At 29.1% G+C, this 25525-nt stretch carries 4 protein-coding genes; all 4 read left to right on the forward strand.

Annotation, left to right across the window (positions count from 1 at the left end; all coding sequences use genetic code 11):
- Positions 1–20 precede the first annotated feature (20 nt).
- Genes ACWJJ2_RS00180 through ACWJJ2_RS00195 form a run of 4 tightly spaced genes read left to right on the forward strand, consistent with a single transcriptional unit; the run spans position 21 to position 25503 of the window.
- Positions 21–14621: an amino acid adenylation domain-containing protein gene (locus ACWJJ2_RS00180; protein ID WP_462953700.1), complete on the forward strand. Its 14601-nt coding sequence runs from the start codon at positions 21–23 to the stop codon at positions 14619–14621.
- 18 nt (positions 14622–14639) lie between these two features.
- A complete protein-coding gene (locus tag ACWJJ2_RS00185; protein ID WP_216301677.1) occupies positions 14640–21632 on the forward strand; it encodes a non-ribosomal peptide synthetase in 6993 nt (2330 codons plus the stop codon).
- Complete coding sequence (locus tag ACWJJ2_RS00190; protein ID WP_216301678.1) at positions 21622–22965, forward strand: MFS transporter; 1344 nt, start codon at positions 21622–21624, stop codon at positions 22963–22965. The genes ACWJJ2_RS00185 and ACWJJ2_RS00190 overlap by 11 nt, the downstream gene beginning before the upstream one ends.
- 24 nt (positions 22966–22989) lie before the next feature.
- Positions 22990–25503 carry an ABC transporter permease gene (locus ACWJJ2_RS00195; protein ID WP_216301679.1) on the forward strand — a complete coding sequence of 838 codons (2514 nt, stop codon included), beginning with the start codon at positions 22990–22992 and terminating at the stop codon, positions 25501–25503.
- Positions 25504–25525 lie beyond the last annotated feature (22 nt).

Genomic DNA, 25525 nt, shown 5'->3' on the forward strand with positions numbered 1-25525 from the left:
ATTTAAAAGGGGATATGTCAATGATAAATATAGTAGAGAGCAGAGAAAAGTGGGTTGATACATTAAAAAAATTTGAAAACAAGTCTGTTTTCAAAAATATTAAAAGCAAAGGAAGTATGACTTTAGAAAAAAAAACATTCCCCAATAATTATTTAAATGTACTAAATCCAAATGAAAAATTTGAGGGTATGGGTAATATATTAAGTTTTTTTTCAGCTATAGTTTCAATTGTATTAAATAAGTACAATAATTCTAATGTTTTTATAGGAGTTAAATCTAACACTGGTAGATATGTCCCTGTATTTGCAGACTTTGAAAATAACACACCATTTGTAACACTTGTAAGGCAAGTTGAAGATGATTATATAATGGCAGATAAGCATCAAAATTTTAACATAAAGAGTATTTCACGTAAATTAGGATTAAAAGTAAGTTGTATTGATGAACTCTTTGAAATAGGAATAACATCACAAGAGTATGATAAAAGTGTTAATCTAGAAGAAACAAAGTGCAACTGTATTTTTAAAGTCAATAAATATAATTTTGAAATTTATTATAATAGCAACATATATAGTGAATATGATATTGAGGTAATAGGCAAGAGTATAATGGCAGTTTTTGAAACAGTAGTTAAGATACCTGAAGTAGAAATAAATAGAATATCGATTACAGGTAAAAAACAAGAAGAAGAAATACTTCAAGTTTACAACCGGGAAGTAGAATATAATAATGAAAATGTAATAGGTCTATTCAGTGAACAGGTGAAAAATCATCCATCAGCAGAAGCTGTAAGATTTGAGGAAAGTAAAATAAGCTATGAGGAGTTGAATGCACTATCAAATGGGGTAAGTAATTCTATTGTAAAAAATGGAATAAAAGCTGGACAAACAGTGGCATTTATGTGCGACAGATCATTAAACATGGCTGTAGGAGTAATAGGGATAATGAAATCCGGTGCTGTGTATATTCCAATAGATACAAAACTTCCAAGTGACAGAATGAAATTTATGTTTGAAGACAGTGACGTTAAATTAGTAATAGCAGATAAAAATAATTTAAAAAAAGCAAAGGAAATTGGAGTTAAAGTAATAGAAATTGATAGTATAGAAGCTGCTGAAAACACAATAGGAGAAGTAGGAGAAAATGCATATATTATTTATACATCAGGAAGTACGGGAAAACCAAAAGGCGTATTAGTATCACATAATAACTTAGGTTCATCAATAAAGTGGAGAAAAGAGGAATATAAGTTAGATGCAAGTGATAATGTTATGCAGTTATTCTCATATGGTTTTGATGGGTTTATGACAAGCTTCTTCACACCAATAGTATCTGGCTCAACGGTGGTGTTAGTAACAGAGGAAAATGTAAAAGATGTAGTAGCCTTAAGAAAAATTATAAAAGAAACCAAAATAACTCACTTTATAGCAGTACCAGCTTTATGTTTAGCAATTTATGAAGATATTACAAAAGAGGAAGCTGAAACCGTAAGAATGATAACAACAGCTGGTGATAAGTTAATAATAGAGGTAATAAAAAAAATAAAGGAAGTAAATAAAAATACAGAATTGATAAATGAGTATGGACCGACAGAATGTAGTATAGTAGCAACGGCTAAGAGAAATGCAAACGATTGTGGGAATAGTTCAATTGGGAAACCAATAATAGGAGCGTTAATATATATAATGGACCAATATGGGAATCTATTGCCAGAAAATGTAGCGGGAGAGATTGTAATTGGTGGGAATGGAGTTGCAGTAGGATATTTAAATAGAGAAGACCTAACTAAAGAGAAGTTTGTGCAAAATCCATACAATAAGGGGAGAATGTATAAAACGGGAGATAAGGGTAGATGGTTAAGTAATGGAGAAATAGAATTTTTGGGAAGAATAGATAATCAGGTGAAAATAAGAGGGTATAGAATTGAGCTTCAGGAAATAGAAAATATATTAGAAACAATAGATGGAATAAAGACTGCAGCAATAAAGCTAGTAAATGGCGAATTATGTGGTTATTATACAAGCGATTCAATAATGCTCGAAGATAATATTATTGAAGGAATAAGAAAGAATCTACCAGAATATATGGTTCCTAAAAACATTATAAAAATCAATGAAATGCCTTTAACAAGTAATGGTAAGATAGACTATAAAAATTTGCCTGAAATAGAAAAAAACATTATATCTGAACGCATTAAGCCAGAAACATTACAAGAAAAACAAATGTGGGATATATGGAAAGAAGTGTTGGGTAATGATGATTTTGGGACTAATGATAAATTTTTTGAGATTGGCGGTAACTCATTAAAAGGTATAATTATGGCATCTAAGGTTTCACAAAGAAGTGGTAAAAAGGTAACATTACCATTATTAATGAATAATGATTCTATTAAATTATTTGTTTGTGCTGTTGAAAAGTTAAGTAGTAACGAAGTTGTAAAAATAAAAAAAGCAGATGCACAAGATACTTATGAATTGACAGCATTACAACAAGGAATATATATGAGCTGTGAATTTGATGATACAGGAATTGGATATAATGTGCCATTGGTAATGAAAGTTGAAGGAGCATTAGATATATCGAGGGTACAAAAGGTAGCACAAAAGTTATTAAACCGTCATAAAATTTTACGTACAGTTTATATACGTACAAATGAGGGAATACATCAGCAAGTTAAAGAGAATATAAGTATTTCAGTTGATTTTGTAAAAAGTAACAAGTCTATTGAAGAGGAATTTACAAAATTTTTACGTGCTTTTAACTTTGAAAAAGCACCATTATTAAGAATGCAAATTGTTGAATGTAATAATATAAAGTATATTATGTTTGACTCACACCATATTGCTGTTGATGGAATATCTATGTCAATCTTATATGATGAGTTCTGTGCACTGTATGAGGGAAAGGAACTTGAAGTGCAGGATATAGAATTTATTGATTATTCAGTTTGGCAGAATGGCAAGGAAGGACAAAGTTTAGTTAAAAACAATATGAACTACTGGATTGAACGATTTAAAGACTGGAATGGTATAAGTAATATTTCTACAGATTTCCCACGTGATTCAATAATTAGATTGAAGGGTAAAACACTGAATTTTGACATTGGTGTTGAACTAACAGATAAGGTGAATAAATTTTGCTCTCAAAATGCAGTTACTCCATATATGATGCTTTTAGGAGTGTATAGTATATTGTTAGGAAAGTATACCGGACAAAACGATGTCACTATAGGTTTACCAAGTTATGGTAGATGCTCGGAACAGTTTGAAAAAATGGTAGGTATGTTTGTTAATAGTTTACCAGTTAGAGTTTATCCTAAATCAGAGAAAAATTTTATAGAATTATTAAATGAAATTAAGGATGATGTTCCGCTAGCACTAACTAATGAGGGATGTTCCATAGAAAAAATTGTATCAGGGCTGGGATTAACATCCGAAAGCGGTACAAATCCATTGTTTTCAACAATGTTTGCATTACACGATATACCAATAAATGAGCATAAAATCCATGGCTTGAGATTAAGTAAAGTGAAAATAGAACAAAATAGTTCTAAGTTTGATATTACACTTGATGCACAAGAAGAAAATAAGATTATGAATTTTCAACTTAGATATAACAGCAACCTTTTTAAACTTGAAACAATGGAAAAATTTATTAAACACTTTATAAATTTAATTGAAGAAACAACGAGTTCACCTAAAGCTCCGATATACAAACTTAATATGTTATCAATAGAAGAATATGATCAGATAGTGATACAGAATAATAATACACACGTAGAATACAAATACAAAAACTCAAATATTAAAGAACTTTTTGAGAGACAAGTGATTTTAAAACCAAATTCAATAGCTGTTTCATTTAATGGAGAAGGTTTAACATATAAAGAGGTAAATGACCGTGCCAATAATTTGGCGTATAAATTATTGGATTCAAATATATCAAGGGGTTGTGTAGTACCAATTATAGCTGATAGAAGCTTTGAAATGCTAATAATTGAAATTGCAATAATGAAGTCGGGAGCAACATTTTGTCCTCTTGATCCTAGCTGGCCATCAGCAAGAATAAATATGATTATTGATGAAATTGGCGCTGGATTTGTTATAACTAGCACTCAAAGTAAAGTTTTAGAAGAGGTATCAGTTGGAAAATGGGAAGTTACGCTTAAAGATATAGGTACAAAAAGTGAAAATCCTCATGTTGAGATTTTAAGTAGTGACGTAGTTTATATCATATATACTTCTGGATCAACAGGTAAGCCTAAAGGTGTGGTAGTTCCGTATAGAGGAATTATTAACCGTTTGATGTGGATGAACGAGAGATTAGGTATAAATGGAAGTAATAGTGTATTAAATACTACAAATTATGTATATGATAGTTCAGTGTGGCAAATGTTTTGGCCATTGATAAATGGTGGTAAAACAGTTATACCTGTTCCTAATGCAATTATGTCTGCTGAATATATAACAAAAGTTATCGCAGATGAAAAAATCACAATAACTGATTTTGTTCCATCAGTATTCAATGTAATTGTTAGTGAAATGAAAGAGTCAAAACATTCATTAGAAACATTAGATAGTTTAAATTGGATAATAATTGGTGGAGAAGAAATAAAACAAAACTCTGTTCATGATTTTATGAAGTTATTTCCAGATACTCAATGCATTAATTTATATGGCCCAACAGAGGCAAGTATAGGTTGTGTATATAAGGTTATTTCTAAAGAAGAAAATGGTGTGATTCCTATCGGAAAACCAATTAGCAATGTTAATATTTTATTACTTGATGACAATATGCAACCAGTTCCAAGAGGTGTTATAGGTGAAATTTATATAGCGGGAATATGTTTAGCAGATGGATATTATAAGGATAATGAGAAGACAAGTAAAGTTTTTATAAAAAATTCATTTAGTGAAATTGATAGTGAATATTTATATAAAACAGGTGATGTTGCAAAATGGGGAGAGAATTGGGATATTTATTTTCTCGGAAGACGTGATTATCAGGTGAAAATAAGAGGCTTTAGAATTGAGACTCAAGAAATAGAAGATAAAGTTTTAAAACTTGAAGGCGTTAATCAATGCACTGTAATTGACTATGAAAGTGATGAGGGAGATAAGTACCTTTGTGGATATTTTACTGCTAAAGAAGACATTGGACAAGAGGATGTTAGAAGCTACTTAGTAAGTCAACTACCCAATTATATGATACCAACATTTATTATTAAGCTTGATGAAATATATATAACAATGTCAGGAAAAGTGGATAGAAAAAGATTGCCTAAACCTCAATTTGATATTCTTGATAGGGAGATTATATTACCTAAAACTAAAGAAGAAAAATTATTAGCTATTGCATGGAAAGATGTATTAAATCTTAAGGGCGTAGGAATAAACGATAATTTTTTCGCAATAGGTGGTGATTCTATTAAGGCTTTACAGATAGCATCACACTTAAAGAAAGCTGGTTTAGAATTTACGATGCAACAGTTATTTAGTAATCCAACTATTGCACAACTTGCTAAAAAAGTTACATATGTTAATCAAAAAAAATATGATGTTGTAACTGGAGAGGTAGATTTATCACCAGTTCAAAAACGTTTCTTTGATACTTATGATTCAAGATTGTACTTTAATCAAGCTATTATGGTTTTCAGAGAAGAAGGCTTTAAATTAGATTTAGTAAGAAAATCATTTAAATATATAGTGAGTCAACATGATATGTTGAGAGCAAGATTTTCAACATGCAATGAAGTCGTTAAGCAAGTTATTGGAGAAGTTGAAGATGATTATTTTATAATAGAAGAGTTTAAAGTATTTAATGAAGTTAATGAGGAACAACTTATAGGTGAAATTGTTGAAAGTATTCATCAAAAGATTAATTTATCATCAGAGTTAATACGTCTTGCTGTAATAAAAACCAAGAGAGGCGATCATTTAATGATAGCTATGCATCATTTGATCGTAGACGGCGTGTCTTGGCGTATAATACTTAAAAATTTCATAGAGGCATATGAGAACATTTGTAAAGGAATTGTATATGAAGTAGATAATAAATCAAAATCATATAAAGAATATGTTGAATATCTAAAAAGGTATTCAAATAATGAAAAACTAAATAAACAGGTGAGATATTGGGAAAATATTAATTCTAAAAATAATGTAGATATTAAAGAAGAAGTTCTATTCGGCGATAGAGAACATATTACCATGGAAATTAATCCTCAAGTATCTAAAAAATTATTAAAAGATGTTAATAAGATTTATAATACACAACCAAATGACATACTGTTATCTGCATTAGCACTTGCTTTTAATAAGATAGATAGTAGTAAAAATTTATTAGTTGATCTTGAAAGTATAGGTAGGGTACTACCAGGACAAGGGTTTGATTATGCCCAAACAGTAGGATGGTTTACAGCGATTTATCCTGTAAATATAGAAATAGCTGAAAACAATATAGGTAAAACAATATGTTTAGTTAAAGATAACTTAAGATGTGTACCTGAAAACGGATTAGGATATCAAGTCTTGAGATATTATACACATAAGCTTAAAGGAGCCTTAGATAGTAGCATTAGTTTTAATTATTTAGGAGAAGTAGATTTTGAATCACAAAGCGATATTGGTACAAAATTATCTGATTATCCTGCAGGAAGCATGATTTCACCAGCAATGAAGACGAAATATATGTTAGATATTAATGTTAAATTTTACAATGATAAGCTGATGATCTCTTTTGATTATTCAAAATCAAAATACAACGAAGCCATTATTAATGATTTAGCAAATTCCTTTAAGGATGTATGTGAAGCTATTGTTCAACATTGTGAAGAAGAAACAAATATAATTAAAACTCCATCAGATTTTGGGGATAGTTCTTTAAATTTTAATGAACTTGATAAAATATATGAAAATGTAGGTCAGGATATTGAAAGGATATATAAACTATCACCTATGCAGTCAGGTATGCTTTTTCATTCACTTTTAGATAATGAATCTAAAAGTTACTTTGAGCAAAATTATATAACTCTTCAGGGGGAAATTGATGTTGAAGCATTAAAGAAGGCATATTGTATGCTTATTAAAAATTGTGATATTTTTAGAACAGTATTTATGTATGAAAATCTACAAGAGCCACGTCAAATTGTAAAAAATTACGAAAATACACAAATAAATTTTAAATTTGAAGATATTTCAACTGATAACACTTTTGATGAAAAAAATAGGATAGTTGATGAGTATTGTATAAAAGATAAAAAAGAAGGTTTTAATTTACAAGTAGGGCCTCTAATAAGGATGAAATTATTTAAACTTGATGAAATATCTTACCGTCTTATATTGAGTGATCATCATATATTAATGGATGGCTGGAGTATGTCTATTGTATTTAAAGAAATTTTTGAAAATTATGAATCAATAATTAATGGTAATATTTTAAATGAAAAACATCTGAATCAATACAATAAATACATTGATTGGGTATTAGATCAAGATGAAGAAGCGGCAATGAATTTTTGGAAGGATAAAATTCAAACATGTGACACCAGTTCAAATTTAAAGGGTTCAGATAAAAAGTATAGTACATATAAACAAAAGAAACATAGGATTAAATTATCAAAAGAAATATCGAGTATGTTAATAAAAACTGCGGAAGATTGTGGAGTTACTCTAAATTCAGCTATGCAGTCAGTGTGGGCACTTGTTTTAATGAGTTATTGTAATACAAATGATGTAGTATTTGGAACTGTAGTTTCGGGACGTTCATCTGCTATAGATGGAATCGAAGATATGATAGGATTATTTATTAATACACTACCAGTAAGGGTTAATGTAAATGAAAATATAAAATTTGAAGAAGTTGTTAAAAACGTTCAGAGCGATTTTATTGACATGGAAGAGTTTAGTTATTATCCATTAGCATCAATACAAGCTTTATCGATTCTTGGTGATAATTTATTATCACATATATTTGTGTTTGAGAACCACCCTATGAAGCAAGTTATGGATAGTATGGGGGAAAACAATCTTTTGCCTGTTATAAAGGATATTGATGCATTTGAGCAAACAAATTATGACTTAAATATAATAATTGTACCTAGTGATGAGATTATAATAGACTTTGTATATAACTCAAATGAATATGAAGAATGGTTTATTAATCAACTCTCTAGGCATTATTTGAATGCTTTGGAAAGAGTTTCAAACAATTTTGATGTTTATTTAGATGAAATAGATATTTTAGATAAATTCGATTATTCAAAGATGCTAACTGAATTTAATCAACCATCTGTGGGGTATCCTCATAACAAAACTATTATAGATTTATTTATGGAGCAGGTAGAGAAGAATGGTAATAGAATGGCAATTAAATGCGAAGATAGAGAATTTACTTATAATGAAGTTAATAACATTTCAAGTGCTATTGCTAGAAAACTTGTAAATACAGGTGTTAAGTCTAACGATATAGTTGGACTGCTTATGGAACAAACAGAGTATATTGTAATATCTGCATTAGGGGTTTTAAAAGCAGGTGCAGCATATATGCCACTAGACAGATACTATCCAGTAGAGCGATTAGAATTTATGATTGAGGATAGTAATGCAAAAGCAGTTCTTTTTAAAGGTGATAAATATGGGGTTAAATCAGAGCGTATATTCGTTGACGTAACATTAGATAATCTAGAAGAGTCAGTTGAGAATTTAAATGTTTATATAAAACCATCGGATATGGCTTATGTAATTTATACATCAGGTACAACCGGTAAGCCTAAGGGAGTAATGATTGAACATAAAAATGTTGTGCGTTTGATGATTAATGATAATAACTTATATGATTTTAACAAGAATGATATCTGGACAATGTTCCATTCCTTTTGTTTTGATTTCTCAGTTTGGGAAATGTATGGCGCATTATTGTTTGGAGGAAAGCTAATTGTAGTACCACGTAATATAGCTAGAAATACTATTTCATTTGTAAAATTAGTAGAAAAAGAAAAAGTTACAGTGTTAAATCAAACTCCTACAGCATTTAATGCTTTTTCAGAGCAAGTTATATTAACTAATAACATTGGATTAAATTTAAGATATATTATTTTTGGTGGTGAAGCATTACAAACCACGCTGCTTAATAGTTTCCACAAAATGTATATTAATGTAAAGTTAATAAATATGTATGGAATTACCGAGACTACAGTTCATGTGTCTTATAAAGAAATTGGCCAATATGAAATAGATAACAATATATGTAATATTGGAGTTCCAATACCCACGCTTAGGGTAAACATAGTAGATAGAAACATGAAATTATTACCTATAGGTATGCCAGGAGAGATGATTGTAAGTGGTGAAGGAGTTGGAAGAGGATACATTAACCGTGATGAACTTAACTTGGAAAAATTTATTTCTCATACATACGAAAAAGTTGGAACTAGAACATATAGAAGTGGAGATTTGGCAAAATATCTTCCTAATGGAGAACTTGAATATTTAGGAAGAATTGATGAACAGGTTAAAATTCGTGGATACAGAATAGAACTAGGTGAAATTAAGGAAGCAATGCTTAAGCATGAATACATAAATGATTCGGTAGTTACTATTAAAAAAGACAAGTTAGGTACTAATAACCTAATTGCATACTATGTATCAGAAAAAAGTCTAGATATAGAAAAGCTAAGAGGATTTTTATCAACATTTTTACCTCAATATATGATACCAGCATATATTATTAAAATTGAGAAAGTACCAATAACATCAAGTGGTAAAACAGACATTAAAGCATTACCAAATTCAGATAGTCAAGTTAGTACAAATGAATATGTAGCTCCTAAAAATGAGTGTCAAGAAAAAATAGCTAATGTATGGTCTCAAGTTCTGGGTTTAGACAAAATTGGAATAAATGATAATTATTTTGTTAGTGGAGGAGACTCCATAAAGGCAATACAGATATATTCAAGATTAAATGCTTTAGGTATTCAATTTGAAATTAAAGATTTATTTAAATATCCAACTATTGAAAAAATAAGTGAAAGAGTAAAATTTAATATTGAAACTTATTCACAAGATGAAGTTTATGGGAATGTTAAATTGACAGCAATACAAAAATGGCTTTTAGAAACAGATGGAGCTGAGATATATAACTACAATCAGGCAGTTATGTTTTTTAATGCCAAGGGGTTCGATGTAAATGCTCTAAAAGAAACTATAAGAGAAATTGTTTCTTATCACGATTCACTTAGAATTCGGTTTGAGAGATGTAACGATGGTATTGTGCAGACGTATCAAACTATAGAAGATATTCAGGATATATGTGAAATTAATTATATAGATCTAACATCAGAAAAAGATTTGGAAGCAAAAATATTACAATATGCCAATGAAGCACAGAAAGATATTACATTGTTTTCTAAGAAATTATACAATGTTACATTATTCAAAACTAATAAAGGCGATCACTTATTATTTGTTATACACCATATGATTATAGACGGAGTATCTTGGAGAATTCTATCAGAGGATTTAGTACAAGTTTATAAATCTATAAGAGATGGCAAAAAAGTAGAATTATTAGATAAAACATTATCATTTAAAGAATGGTCAGAAGGTATCAATAGGTATGCACAATCTAAAAATGGGAAATCAAAGTTAAAATATTGGTCTGAAGTTCAAACAATAAGTAATAGTGAGTTTATTGAAGAAAAGCACCGTTTTGGAACATATGAGCAGACTAATACAGTAAAAGCAGAAATTGAAGAAGAGAATACTAAAAAATTATTAACTGTTGCGAACATACCATATAATACAAAAGTTGAAGAAATTCTTTTAACAGCTTTAATTGAAGCTTTTCATCATACTATGAATATAAAAACAATAGGAATTGATATTGAGGGTCATGGACGTGAAAAACTATTCGAGCATAGTGATGTATCAAGAACATTAGGTTGGTTTACGTCAATATATCCAGTTGTTTTAAATATGGAAGAAACAATTGAAAAATCAATTTGTACAATTAAAGAAAGTATGAGGAAAATACCTAACAAGGGTATTGATTATTCCATTTTGAAATATTTAAATCCATATGAAGAACAGTTAAATAAAGTTTCTCAAATAAGCTTTAATTATTTAGGACAAATAGAAAAACTTAAAGGTGAGGAAATAACACTATCAGATATGGCTATAGGAGAAGCGGTAAATGGAAAAATTGCACGTAAATATGCTTTAGATATTAGTTGTAAAATTGAGAACTCAGTATTTAAGATTGCATTTGATTATTCAGCGCACTTATTTAATGATGAAGTTATTAATAAATTATCTGAAAATTACGTACAAGAACTTGAACGATTAATAAATCACTGCGCTTCAGTTAAAGAAATAAAAAAAACTCCTTCAGATTATGGATTAGATATTTCTATTAATGAGTTTAATACAATTGTAAGTAATAGACTGAAAAATATAGAGAATATATACCCATTAACACCAATGCAGCAAGGAATGTTATTTCATGCATTACTTAATACAGATTCGGATGCGTATTGTGAAAAAATGGTGATGGATTTAGAAGGCGAAATTGATTTGGAATTATTTAAAAATTCAGTTGATGCTGTAACTAGAAAATATGAGATTTTTAGAACAGCTATAATTAATAATGGATTAAGTAGTCCGATTCAAATGGTTTTAAAGGAAGTACCAAGTAGCTTTAATTATTTTGATTACAGTGAGGGTAACTATAGTGAGTTTGAAAAAGATTATTTAAGCAAATTTGATTTTGAAAATGCAAAATTAAGTAATATTACATTGGTTAAGTTAGGTAATGAGAAGTATAAATGTATATGGAACTTCCATCATATAATATTAGACGGTTGGTCAGTTGCAATTGTCCTTGAGGAGTTATTCCAATATTATATTAAGCAGCGTAAAGGTATTGTTATTGAGAGTAATTCGGAAGGAAATTATGTTGAATTACTTTCATGGCTTGGAAACAAGGATAAGGAACTTGCAAAAGAATATTGGAGTGATGTTTTTAATGGATATAATACAGCAGTTACAATTCCAAATGAGAAAGTGTCAAGTGAATATGATTTAGAAGAAATGGATTTTTATTTAAATGAACAACAAACTACTAGATTAAAAGAACTAGCTAGTAAAAATAATGTAACATTTAGTACTGTTGTGCAAGTACTATGGGGAATTATACTTCAAAAAATAAACAATACTAAAGATGCAGTCTTTGGTACAGTTATATCTGGTAGACCAAAAGATTTAAAAAATGCAGAAAAAATAGTTGGTATGTTTATTAATTCTATCCCGGTTCGTGTAGAGACTATGGAGAATGATAGTTTTACAGATTTAATAAGCTCATTCCAAGGACAGTTAGTTAAATCAGAGGAGTTTGGCTATTATCCACTTTATGAAATTCAACATTGTTCTGAGTTAAAGGATAACTTAATAAATCATGTTGTAGCATTTGAAAATTATCCTGTTAATGAGTTAATGAAAAATGAATTTAAAAAGGAAGTTTGTGGATTCGAAATTAAAGATATTGTTATGAGAGAACATACTAATTATCAATTTGGTGTAGTATTTACTCCAGGTAATAAGTTGAAAATTAATATAACATATAATAAGAATGCATTTGATGGTAACAGCATTAAAAACATTGGGGAGTATTATATGTATCTAGTTGAGACGGTAGTGAAGGCACCTAAAGCACCAATAAATAGAATATCAATAATGGATAAAAAAGGAGAAGAAAAAATACTGCAAGTTTTTAACCAAAAAGTAAAATCAAATAATGAAAATGTAATAGATTTATTCAGCGAACAGGTGAAAAACTATCCATTAGCGGAAGCGGTAAGTTTTGAGGAAAGTAAAATAAGCTACGGGGAGTTGAATGCACTATCAAATGGGGTAAGTGATTCTATTATTAAAAGTGGAATAGAAATTGGAGAAACAGTGGCATTTATGTGCGACAGGTCATTAAATATGGCTGTAGGAGTAATAGGCATAATGAAATCTGGTGCTGTGTATATCCCAATAGATACAAAACTTCCAAGTGACAGAATACAATTTATGTTTGACGATAGTAAGGTTAAGTTAGTAGTTGCAGATAAAAACAATTTAGAAAAAGCAAAGAAACTTGGAGTTAAAGTAATAGAAATTGACAGTATAGAAGCTAAAGAAGATATGGTGGGAGAAGTAGGGCAAAATGCATATATTATTTATACATCTGGAAGTACAGGGAAACCAAAAGGTGTATTAGTATCACATAATAACTTAGGTTCATCAATAAAGTGGAGAAAAGAGGAATATAAGTTAGATGCAAGTGATAATGTTATGCAGCTATTCGCATACGGGTTCGATGGTTTTATGACAAGCTTTTTCACACCAATAGTATCTGGCTCAACAGTGGTGTTAGTAACAGAGGAAAACGCAAAAGATGTAGTAGCTTTAAGAAAAATAATAAAAGAAACTAAAATAACTCACTTTATAGCAGTACCAGCATTGTGTTTAGCAATATATGAAGATATTACAAAAGAGGAAGCTGAAACTGTAAGAATGATAACAACAGCTGGTGATAAGTTAATAGTAGATGTAATAAAGAATGTAAGGAAAGTAAATAGTAATACTGAATTAATAAATGAGTATGGACCAACAGAATGTAGTATAGTAGCTACTGCTAAGAGAAATGCACAGGATTGCGAATATAGCTCAATTGGAAAGCCAATAGTAGGAACAATGGTATATGTAATGGATAAAGATGGAAATTTAAACCCGGAAGGTATAGCTGGGGAAATTGTAATTGGTGGAAATGGAGTTGCCGTAGGATATTTAAATAGAGAAGAACTAACTAAAGAGAAGTTTGTGCAAAATCCATACTCCAAGGGAAAAATGTACAAAACAGGTGATAAAGGTAGATGGTTAAGTAATGGAGAAATAGAATTTTTGGGAAGAATAGATAATCAGGTAAAAATAAGAGGGTATAGAATTGAGCCACAAGAAATAGAGAATATATTAGAAACAATAGATGGAATAAAAACTGTGGCAATAAAGTTAATAAATGGTGAATTATGTGGCTATTACACAAGTGATTCAATAATGTCAGAGAGTAATATAAAAGAAAAAACAAGAAAATATCTACCAGAATATATGGTGCCTAAAAATATAATGGAAATCAATGAAATGCCTTTAACAAGCAATGGGAAGATAGACTACAAAAATTTGCCTGAAATAGAAAAAGGCATTGCAATTGAACGGTTAAAGCCAGAAACATTACAAGAAAAACAAATGTGGGACATATGGAAAGAGGTATTAAGTCATGATGATTTTGGAATCAATGATAACTTTTTTGATATTGGTGGTAACTCATTAAAAGTTATGTCATTACACTCTAAAATAGATAAGGTATATCCAGGAACAATGGAGTTGGCAGATTTATTTTCTTATTCTACAATTAAAAAAACATGCGAATATTTGTTTAATAAAGAAAAAGAAGAGGACCAGTATCGATTAGAGAGTAATATTGATGAAAAAGTAGATATGGAAAGTACAATTATGGATATGTTATTAAATGAAGAGAATATGGATACTGATGAGATGGTTAATAAAATTATGAGCTTAAAATAGAGTGAAAAGGAGAAGAATATGAAAGAGGAGATAAAATATTTAATTCAGTGTGCTTCTAAAAACATCTTAGATAAACGAATGGTAGCTAAAATAATATCTATAATGAGTAGTGCATCAAGTGAAAAAAATGAACAATTTGCAATTGTAGGAATTAGCGCGAATATGCCAAGAGCAGAGGATAAGAATAAATTTTGGGATGTTATAGCTAACTCTACGGATTGTATAGTAGACTTTCCAAAAGATAGAATGGATTTTGCAAAAAAATATCTTAACTATATAGGCTTTGATGATGACGTAATTTTTGCAAAAGGGGGGTACCTTGAAGGCATAGAAAACTTTGATTATTCGTTTTTTGGAATTACTCCTGCTGAAGCAAAATTAATGGATCCAAATCAAAGGTTATTTTTGCAAGAGGCTTTCAATTGTTTGGAAGATGCAGGGTATGGTAATAAGGTATTGTCAGGAAAAAATGTTGGCGTATTTGTAGGATATGATAATTCTACAGTAAATGAGTATCGTCAGATTATTTCTGATGTATCACCTGAAGCATTAACACTGGCACTTGCAGGGAATATAGTACCTGCGATTGCTAGTAGAATATCCCATATCTTAGATTTTCATGGACCAGCAATGGTTATAGATACAGCTTGTTCATCAGCATTGCTTGCCGTTCATATGGCATGTATGTGTATACAAAGCAATCAATGTCAATCAGCAGTTGTAGGTAGTGTAAAGTTAAGTATGTTACCTATAGTGATAGGCGAAAAGTTGGGTGTAGAGGCAGGAGATTGGAAAACTAAAGCTTTTGATGACAGTGCAGATGGAACGGGTGTTGGTGAAGGTGTTGGTGCAATTTTTATTAAACCTTTAAAAAAGGCCATTAAAGATGGCGATGACATTTATGCTGTGATTAAGGGCGGGGTGAGTAATCATGATGGAAATTCAATAGGACTTACTGCTCCAAACCCATTAGCTCAAGAAAAAGCTATTTTAGGTGCTTGGGAAAATGCAGGAGTTAAGGGGGATACTATATCGTACATAGAGGCTCATGGAACAGGTACAAAGATAGGAGACCCAATAGAGATTCAGGGTTTAACAAAATCATTTTTAAAGTATACAGATAAAAAACAATTTTGCGCTATAGGTTCTGTAAAAACAAATATTGGGCATTTGGATCATGCATCTGGGATTGCATCTATAATAAAAGTTGCGTTAGCCTTAAAAAAAAGAAAATTACCACCTACATGTAACTTTAAATCACCAAATAGGATAATTAACTTTATTAACTCACCATTTTATGTTAATACAAAACTTAGAGAATGGGAGTGTGGTGAAACACCTCTAAGATGTGGTATAAATTCATTTGGATTAAGTGGAACTAATGTTCATTTAGTATTAGAGGAGGCTCCTAAAAAACAAAACTATAATAACAGTGGGATTTCAGTATTAGTGTTATCAGCAAAAAGTGAATTTTCATTAAAGAAATATCTAGGAAGTATGAGAATATTTCTTGAGGAAACACAAGAGAATTTTAATGATATATGTTATACAACGAATTGTTGTAGAGGGCATTATACATATCGGGTAGCAATTGTGGCTGATAGTTGCATGGACGCAGCTAAAAAAATAAATTATCTAGAAATGGAAAAGGATTTAGTAACACAAGGAGAACAGATTTACTATGGAATAGAAGATCAAACAAAGTATAAAAAAGAATTAATTGATGAAGATATTTTACAAACTACTGATGATATAAAAAAGAATATGCTTAGTGATTTAGCTAAAAAGTATTGTACAGGTATAGAAATAAATTGGGATAAGCTATATGAAAAACCTAGTAGAGTTCATCTACCACCTTATCCATTTGATATGAAGAAATGTGTAATTGAAATACCATATGTTGATAAGGATATAAGTAAAGTTAGAAAAGAAATATATGAGAAATCAGAAAAGAATATACTGGTTATTGGTAATTATTCTGGTGTATCAGAAGAAGTTGTTTCAATAGTGGCAAATACTTGGGGAAATGTATTAGGAATTGATGAAGTAAATGTAAATGATAATTTATTCAAACTTGGAGGAGACTCCATTTTTGCAATGAAGGTCTTTAATATTTTAAAAAATCTTATTGGTGAGAAAGTGGAAATAAAAGATATAATGGGAAGCGGCGATTTTATAACTCTTGCAAAAACAATGGAAAGCAAGTTTGATAATAAAAACATAGGCGTGATTTCTCATAACAAAATTAATGAACATAGTTCAATTAATGAATATAAATTGACTCCGCAGCAAGAAAGGTTATTTTTAATTAATCTTATGGACAGTGATTCTAAAGCATATAATATGCCTACTGTTATGATAATTGAAGGTAAGATTGATATTAATAAGCTTGAAAATTCATTCAAAAAGCTTATTGCTTCTCAGGAAAGCCTTAGAACATCATTTAATGAAAATAATGGACAAGTATTTGCTAAAATAAATAACAATGTTGACTTCTCTTTGGAAATTATTGAGTGTAATAATGGTGATTATGATAGTGCAATTGAAGAGTTCATTAAACCATTTGATTTTAATAAAGCACCTTTATTAAGAAATGGAATAATAAAGGTATTTGAAAATAAACATTTACTATTATTCGATATTCATCACATTATTTGCGATGGAATGTCAATAACTATATTAATTGAAGAATTAATGAAGTTTTATATTGGAGACAATGAAAGGGCAACTAAATTAAAATATAGTGATTATGCAATAGCTCTTAATAAGAAAAATGAAACAGGAGATTATAAGAAACAAGAAGAATTCTGGAAAAAGCAATTATCAGGAAAAATAACAAGGCTAAATATGCCAAATACTAAAATTCGTCCACAAGTACAACAATTTGAGGGGTTAAGAATATCAAAGGATTTGTCAAAAGAACTTACTGAATCAATTAAGGATTTAGCAAAAAATAATTTAACAACAACCTATAATGTGTTATTTGCAGCATTAAATATAATGATTAAAAAATACACAGATCAAGATGATATTATAATTGGTTCACCTGTGTCAGGTAGAAATGATTCACAACTTAACAATATAATTGGATTGTTTGTAAATACCGTAGTTATGCGTAATGAGGTTGTAGGTGAAGATACAGTATTAGATTTAATTAATAAAATAAAAAATAATACTATAAGTGTATATGAAAACCAAGAATTTCCCTTTGATAAAATGGTAGAATTATTAGATTTACCTAGGGATTTAAGCAGAAATCCGATATTTGATGTAATGTTTTCAATGCAAAATTTTTCACAAGCTTCAATGGATATAAAAGAATTAACAATTTCACCATATGCTTTTGAAAATAAAGTTTCTAAAGTAGACATTACAGTAAATGCTATTGAGAAAAGCGATATTATAAATTTAGAAATTGAATTTTCTACAGCTTTATTTGAAAGAAAAACAATAGAGAGAATGATGGGAAATTTATTCAACATATTAGATGAGATGGTGAAAAAACCCGAAACAACTATTGATAAACTAGATATGCTTACTAAAGAGGAATTAAAAGAATTAAAAGTGTTTGGAACTTGCATGACAAGTTATAATGAGACTTTAACAATAGACAGGCTAATAGAAACACAAGTAAATCTTACACCAAATAAGGTAGCATTAATCATCAACGACGAAAAAATAAGTTACATAGAGTTAAATGAAAGAGCTAATTCTCTTGGAAATGAACTTTTATTAAGAGGTGTTGATAAATCAGGGTTTATCGCCATAGTGGCAGAACGATCCATTGAGATGATCGTTGCGTTGTTAGCTATTATAAAAATTGGGGCAGCATATGTTCCAATAGATCCATACTATCCTAAAAAAAGAATAGAATTTATGATTAAGGATAGTGGAGCTACAAGTGTATTACATTATTGCAGTGATAAGAGTATTATTATTAATTTTGCTAATTCCATAGATCTTTCAAAAGAAAACAATTATTCCAATAATTTCAATTCTCCAAATGTTAGTATTGATGAAAATAGTCCAATGTATATGATATATACATCAGGTTCAACAGGCGTACCTAAAGGTGTAATATTGACACATAAGAACGTAAATAATTTTATTAATGGTATTACACGGATTATAGACATTAATGAAAATAACAAAATATTGAGTGTTACAACTTTTGGTTTTGATATTTTTGTATTAGAAAGCTTTTTAATGTTGTCAAAAGGTGCCACTATTGTGTTAGCATCTGATGAACAAATAAATAGTCCTCAATTACTATGTCAGCTTATTGATAAAAATGATGTTAATATTTTACAGGCGACTCCTCTAAGAATGAAATTAATTTTAAATGAAGAGAATTCAACAGCATTTAGAAAACTTAGAACTATTTTAATTGGCGGAGAGGCATTTCCTTTAGAACTGTTAAAAAAATTAAATAAATATGATAAATTAAGAATATACAATATGTACGGACCTACTGAAACAACTGTATGGTCAACAGTTAAAGAACTAACAAACCTGGATTATATTACAGTTGGAAAGCCAATAGCAAACACAAATTGTTGCATAGTAGATACGAAGAATAAATTAGTACCTATTGGTTCAGTTGGAGAACTAATTATTGGCGGAGATGGAATTTCAAAGGGTTATCACAATAGATCACAATTAAATAAAGATCGGTTTATACATATGGATTCTCATAGTTTCGGAATGATGTATAAAACAGGGGATACTGCAAGATGGCGTAATGATGGTGAAATTGAAGTTTTAGGTAGAAATGATAATATGTTTAAAATTAATGGCTATCGAATAGAACTAGGCGAGATACAGAGTTGCATTGCACAACATGGAGCTATAAAAGAAGTTGGTGTTGTAACTGATGATAAAGATTATATTCTGGCATATTATGTAGAAAACTTTAAAGTTTCCTCAAAAGAGATTAGAGATTACGTATCAAATAAGTTACCAAATTATATGATTCCTAATAAATTTATCACATTAAATAGTTTACCACATACACCAAATGGAAAATTGGATTTGAAAGTTTTAAAAAGTATGAAAGTAGAGGGGGAAGAAATAAATAAGAAATCAATTTTACCACCTAATAATAAATTACAAAAATTATTGGTTGACTCATGGAAAAGAGTTTTAGAAGTAGATGAAGTAAGTGTTGACGATAACTTTTTTGAGCTTGGTGGTAATTCTATGAAGGTAATAATGTTTATTGCAGATATGAAAAAATTTAATATAGATATTATTATCAATAATGTATTTAGTCATAACACCATTTTAGATTTAGAATATTATTTAAATTCCTTAGTAAAGAAAAATCTAATTAGCAATGGTACGGAAGTAAAGAAAAAAATATTTGAGACATTAAATTTAAATATAAACATTGTAGAGACAATCATAGATAATGAACAGTACATAATTTATTGTGTTGATGATTATAGCGAGGACAATAAACAAAAACTTTTAGAAGCCTTAAATAAATATGTAGATAAGGAAATTTATCCTCATTATATTATTTCTAGCGATAAAGCATTAGCATTAGGTATTGATAGTTTTGAAGGGGAAAGGATAATAAATATTAATCTAAATGATTTTGAGTCGAATTTACATATGCTGAAAATTAATTGCGAGACTATAATAAATGAAATTAATAATAAACATAAAGAGTTTGAAAAGGCTGTATTAATTGGTGAGGTAGAAAAAGAATATAGATTAGCACCAATTCAATATTTTTTCTTAGATAGTGAAAGATACTCGGGCACACTGTTACATTTTGATGATGTATTAAATATCGATATATTTAATAAAGCAATACAGGCACTACTTATTAATCAAGGTATTTTTAGATCAACACTAGTAAAGAGAAATGATATATTGTTTTGGAGTCAACACGAATTAATAAATAATGTACAAGCTCCCTATATAGATATCAGTAATGTAACAAAAGAAAGTAAAGTAAATCTCATGAGAAATATTGCAAGTGACTATTATTTTAAAAGTTATGAACAAATTTCTAGATGTGTGCATAATACAGCAAACAGTAACGATGAAAATAGTTTGTTATATAGAACTTTGCTTGTTAAATCAACTGAAAGAGACTTCTATTTATTTTTACCAGTAAATCATGCAATATTTGATGCGATGAGTGGAGAAATTGTTAAGGGCAGTATTAATGAATTTTATAATAGAATTTTAGACGGTGAAGTAATTGGAATGGAAAATAGTAACCAATATCAGAATTTTATTGAACAGATAAGAAAAGGACCTGTAAATATAAGTGACGAAGAGTTAGTTAAAAAATTAGAAGTTGGTAAATATGTACAATACACTAATTTGCTAAATGAAAAGATAAATAAATATAATCGTGATAAAAGTACTTATATAAAGTTTGAAATTGAAAAACAAGAGGGTGTAAGTGAGGATAATGCATGGGAGGTTGCATTTGAAGTACTTAATATATTTATTCAAGATTATATGGGAGTGAAGAATCTTCCGATAATGTTTTATTATTATGGACGTAATTATGAGAATAAGGGGTATTTCGACACAGTTGGAGAATTTATTGATATGATACCAGTATTTATTGATGGAAAATTAGAGCTTTCTAATATGGTACAGGTAACTCAAGATGCAATAGCTCTTTCTGAAACCCATAATATTAATTTTTCAAATTTAGCAACTAATAAGTCACAACAAGTAAGGACACCTAAGATATGCCGATTTGTTACAGAAACAAATGAAAAATCATCTATAGTGTTTAATTTTCAAGGCAAGCTTGAAGAAAAAGAAATGAAATTATTTGAAGACGTATTATATGAAAGATTAATGCATGAGCTAAATATGGAGGAATCAGTAAATATACACTTTATGACTAGATATTCAAATAATAAAATACAAGTGGATATAAATATTCCATTTGATACGCAAGATAATACAATAATTGAGTTTTTTAAAAGCAATATAGAAAATATTAAAGAGTGCAAGGAGATTAAATATGGTAAATAAAACTGTTTCAAATGAAATTTATATTAAAAAATTTCCGAAAAAAAACATACCTATTTTGTTTTTAAGTAGATTTATTAGTGATTTGGGATCAGCCGTATTTAAATTTGCATTAAGTCTTTATATTTTAGACGCTACAGGATCACCAGCAATATATTCACTTATTTTGACACTGAGTATGATGCCAGGGATATTAATTAGTATAATTGCTGGAACAATTATAGATAAATATGACAAGAAAAAGATAATACTTTGGGCAGATATTATTAGCAGTATTTTAGTTTTGAGTATGTTTATATCATTAGAAATGATAGGAAATAATATTTTCATTCTAGGAATATGCGTTGTTAGTGTAAGTGTAGTTCAATCATTTTTGAATTTGGGTATTAATTCCTGTCTAGCGAACATTGTAGAAGAGGACAAGCTTCCAAAAGCAAATTCATTTTTTCAAGGTATGGGTGCTATTATAACAATTCTAGGCCCAGTAATTAGTGCACTGCTTTATAAGGTAATAGGAATTAAACTAATAATGTGTATAGATGGAGTTTCTTATATTATAGGAGCTATTCTTACATTTTCATTAGTATTTACAAGCAATAGAAATTATAACGAACATGAGACTGATAAATTTATCGATAATTTAAAATTTGTATTCAAATATGTTAAAGAAACAACTGGTATAAAGTTTTTTATGATTATATTAGCAATATTAACATTCGTGTATTCTCCACTTACAATGGTCGCAATTCAATATATTATGAGAATTGAGATAGTATCATCAGAATATCAGTTATCGTTTATACTTGCAGCATTAGGTATAGGAGTAATTGCAGGTGCAATTTTAGTAGGTATAATAAAAAATACTAACTCAGTCCTAAGAAAATTACCAATTTTATTTTTGCTTTTAGGTATTAGTGTAATTGCGTGGGTTATACCAGTTAGAATAGAGTATGCAATTAAGAATCAACAAACTATTTTAAACGTACCAAATTTTATTCAAGGTATTTTAAGTGGATGGAATACTTGGAACACTACTATAATTTTTTCTGTAATAATGTTTTTTATGGGTGTACTATACACAATGATAATTGTTCCAACCTATACTTATCTTCAATTAAATGTTCCGGAGAATATGAGAGGCAGGATTTTTGGAATAGCGACAACAGCATTGAGTATTTCTGGTCCACTAGGGGTTGTTATTTATGGACAACTTCTACAAAACTTTAATTCAATAATAGTAATCGTAGTGTCAGCAGTATCAATTTTAATGGCAATCTTAATATCGGTATTTAGTAAAGATTTCAATAGTTTTAGAAAGTCAGTAAATATTCAATAAATGGTGAATAATTAGGAGGGGAAAATGAAACTTATATTAAAATATTTTTTATACAACATATGGAATAAAAAGTTAAGATCTTTTATCATTATCTTTTCTATAATGATTACAACATTGTTGGTAATGGCTAATTTAGGTATAAATAATTATTTCATGGCCACATATGATACAAATGTTAAGTATTTATTAGGAAATATAGATATTGTTATAAGTGCATCAAAAAATAGTGATGAATTAATTAAGCAAGGTAGTATAAAACTTAATAGCAGCGATGTTAAAAATAGTTCAGAAATATTTGGTGGACTCGGAAAAATTAAAAATAAAGCTGGGAAAAATATAAAGATAAATATTATTGGTGCAGATACAAATGAACTTAAGAAATTAAAAGTTATTGATAATGAGGAAAATGATAATAATAACGGAATTGTAATATCTAAAAAGGCATTAAACTATTTAGGGGTCAATATAGGATCAGAACTTGAATTGGATGTGCTGGGACAAAAATATAGGAATACTGTAGTAAACGTAGCTGATAACAGTGGAGTGCTTTCTAAGGATGATGAAAATAACATTACTATGGTATTACCTAAAAAAATTGTAGAACAATTTTATCATTCGGAAAATAAAATAACCAACATATATGTAGCTGTAAAGGATGGTAAAGATATAAATAATGTTATGAAAAATATAGAGAATGATAACAGCGGTATAGATGCACAGGCTACACATTCAATTGAGGATTATAAAACTCAAACTGACTCTATATCATTAGCTTTATTATTTGTATTGGTAATTACAATATTTATAAGTGTATATTTAATTTCATTTCTATTTAAGGTAATGGGAGCAGAACGAATAAGCGTAATTGGGACTTTTCAAAGTGTAGGAGCAACTAAAGGTGAGATAAGCCTATTGTTTATTGGTGAAAGTTTAATTTATGGAATTTTAGGATTTATATTAGGGATAGGGGTAAGTAATTTTACACTATCAAATATATATTCTATGCTAAATCAATTTCAGACAAGTAATACAAATGCTATTCCTATAATGGAACCAGTTAATATACTAATAGCTTTTGCTGTTGCTGTAGGGATATCTTTGATTAGTAGTTTAACTATAACCTTCAATATTAATAAAATTCAAGTGAAAAATCAAATAATAAATACATTAAAGCTAACAAAAGATGTAAGCATTGCTCATGTAGCTTTTGGAATAATAAGTTTTGGCGTAAGTGCAGGATTGTATTTTTACAACAAAAACTACAATAGTATTATAGGTGCAATAAGCTTTTTATTTTTGATAATAGGGGGAATTTTAATTTCCTCAATTGTAGTTAATATTTTCACATTGCTTGTATCAAAGACATTAGGTAAGTTTAGTGGCACACTGAATTTGGCAATGAAGAATTTGGAAACGGATAAATTTTTACAAGGAAATATAACACTAATAACTGTTATGATAACGATGATATTAACTATATCCATAGTAATTACGAGTGTTCAATCGTCAATGGTGTCAATGCTTAATCAGAATGATTTTGACGTATCTATTACTAGCATTAGTTCAGATATTAAAACTTACGACAGGATCAGTAAAATAGATGGTGTTAATAAAATGTATTATGAATATTTAGCATTTCCTAAAGCTGAAGCAGCTGAAGCAGCTGAAGCAGGTACACAAACTCTCGGAAATTTAAGTTTAATTGGAATGTCAAAAGATCAACAATTTAGTGATTTTCATAAGAATGGAGTAAAGTATGATAAGAAGTTGGCTGAAAAATTACAAGATGGAGATTATATAATGGTTGATTCTTTCTTTGCAGATAAAAACAATTTAAAAATTAGAGATAAATTATTGGTTACTTATGATTCTGAAAAACTAACAAAACGAAAAAGTAAATATGAGATCATAGGTTTTCTAGACTCTTCTGGGTTTGCAACAACAAGGGATGCAGCAATTATAAGCCTTGATAATATGAAGAGAAGCGTAACTAAAATACCATATCAAATACTTGTGAAATTATCAGATGATAAGAAGAAAAAGGCAACAAGTGATATCACTGATGAACTTATAGACACTCCTGCTGTTGTTAAAACAATTAATCAAAGTATAAATGATAGTATGCAAGGAGTAGATGGATTGATTTCGGTTTTAAGCGTATTAATGGCCCTAGTTTTTGTTTTAGTTGGATTCGGAGTTGTTAATAATTTGTTTATTAGTTTCTTGCAGAGAAAACGTCAAATTGCAGTTTTAAGTTCTGTTGCAATGAGTAATCTTCAAATTACTTGTATGTTTTTTTTAGAAACTATAGCATTGTTTATAATTTCTTTAGGTTCTAGTTGCATATTAAGTTATACAATTTGCATTATGCTTCCTAAAATGCTTTGGGGAACAGGGCTTGCATTTAAATTTTTGTATTCATGGAAAGTATTTGGTATTGTAGCAATCGTATTATTTATACTAATGATTTTGGGTACTATAATAACTTCACTAGGATTAATACGTATGAAAATTATTGATGAATTGAAATATGAATAGAATAATATATGTAGGAGATGGA

The organism is Clostridium sp. CM039 (genome assembly GCF_055081075.1).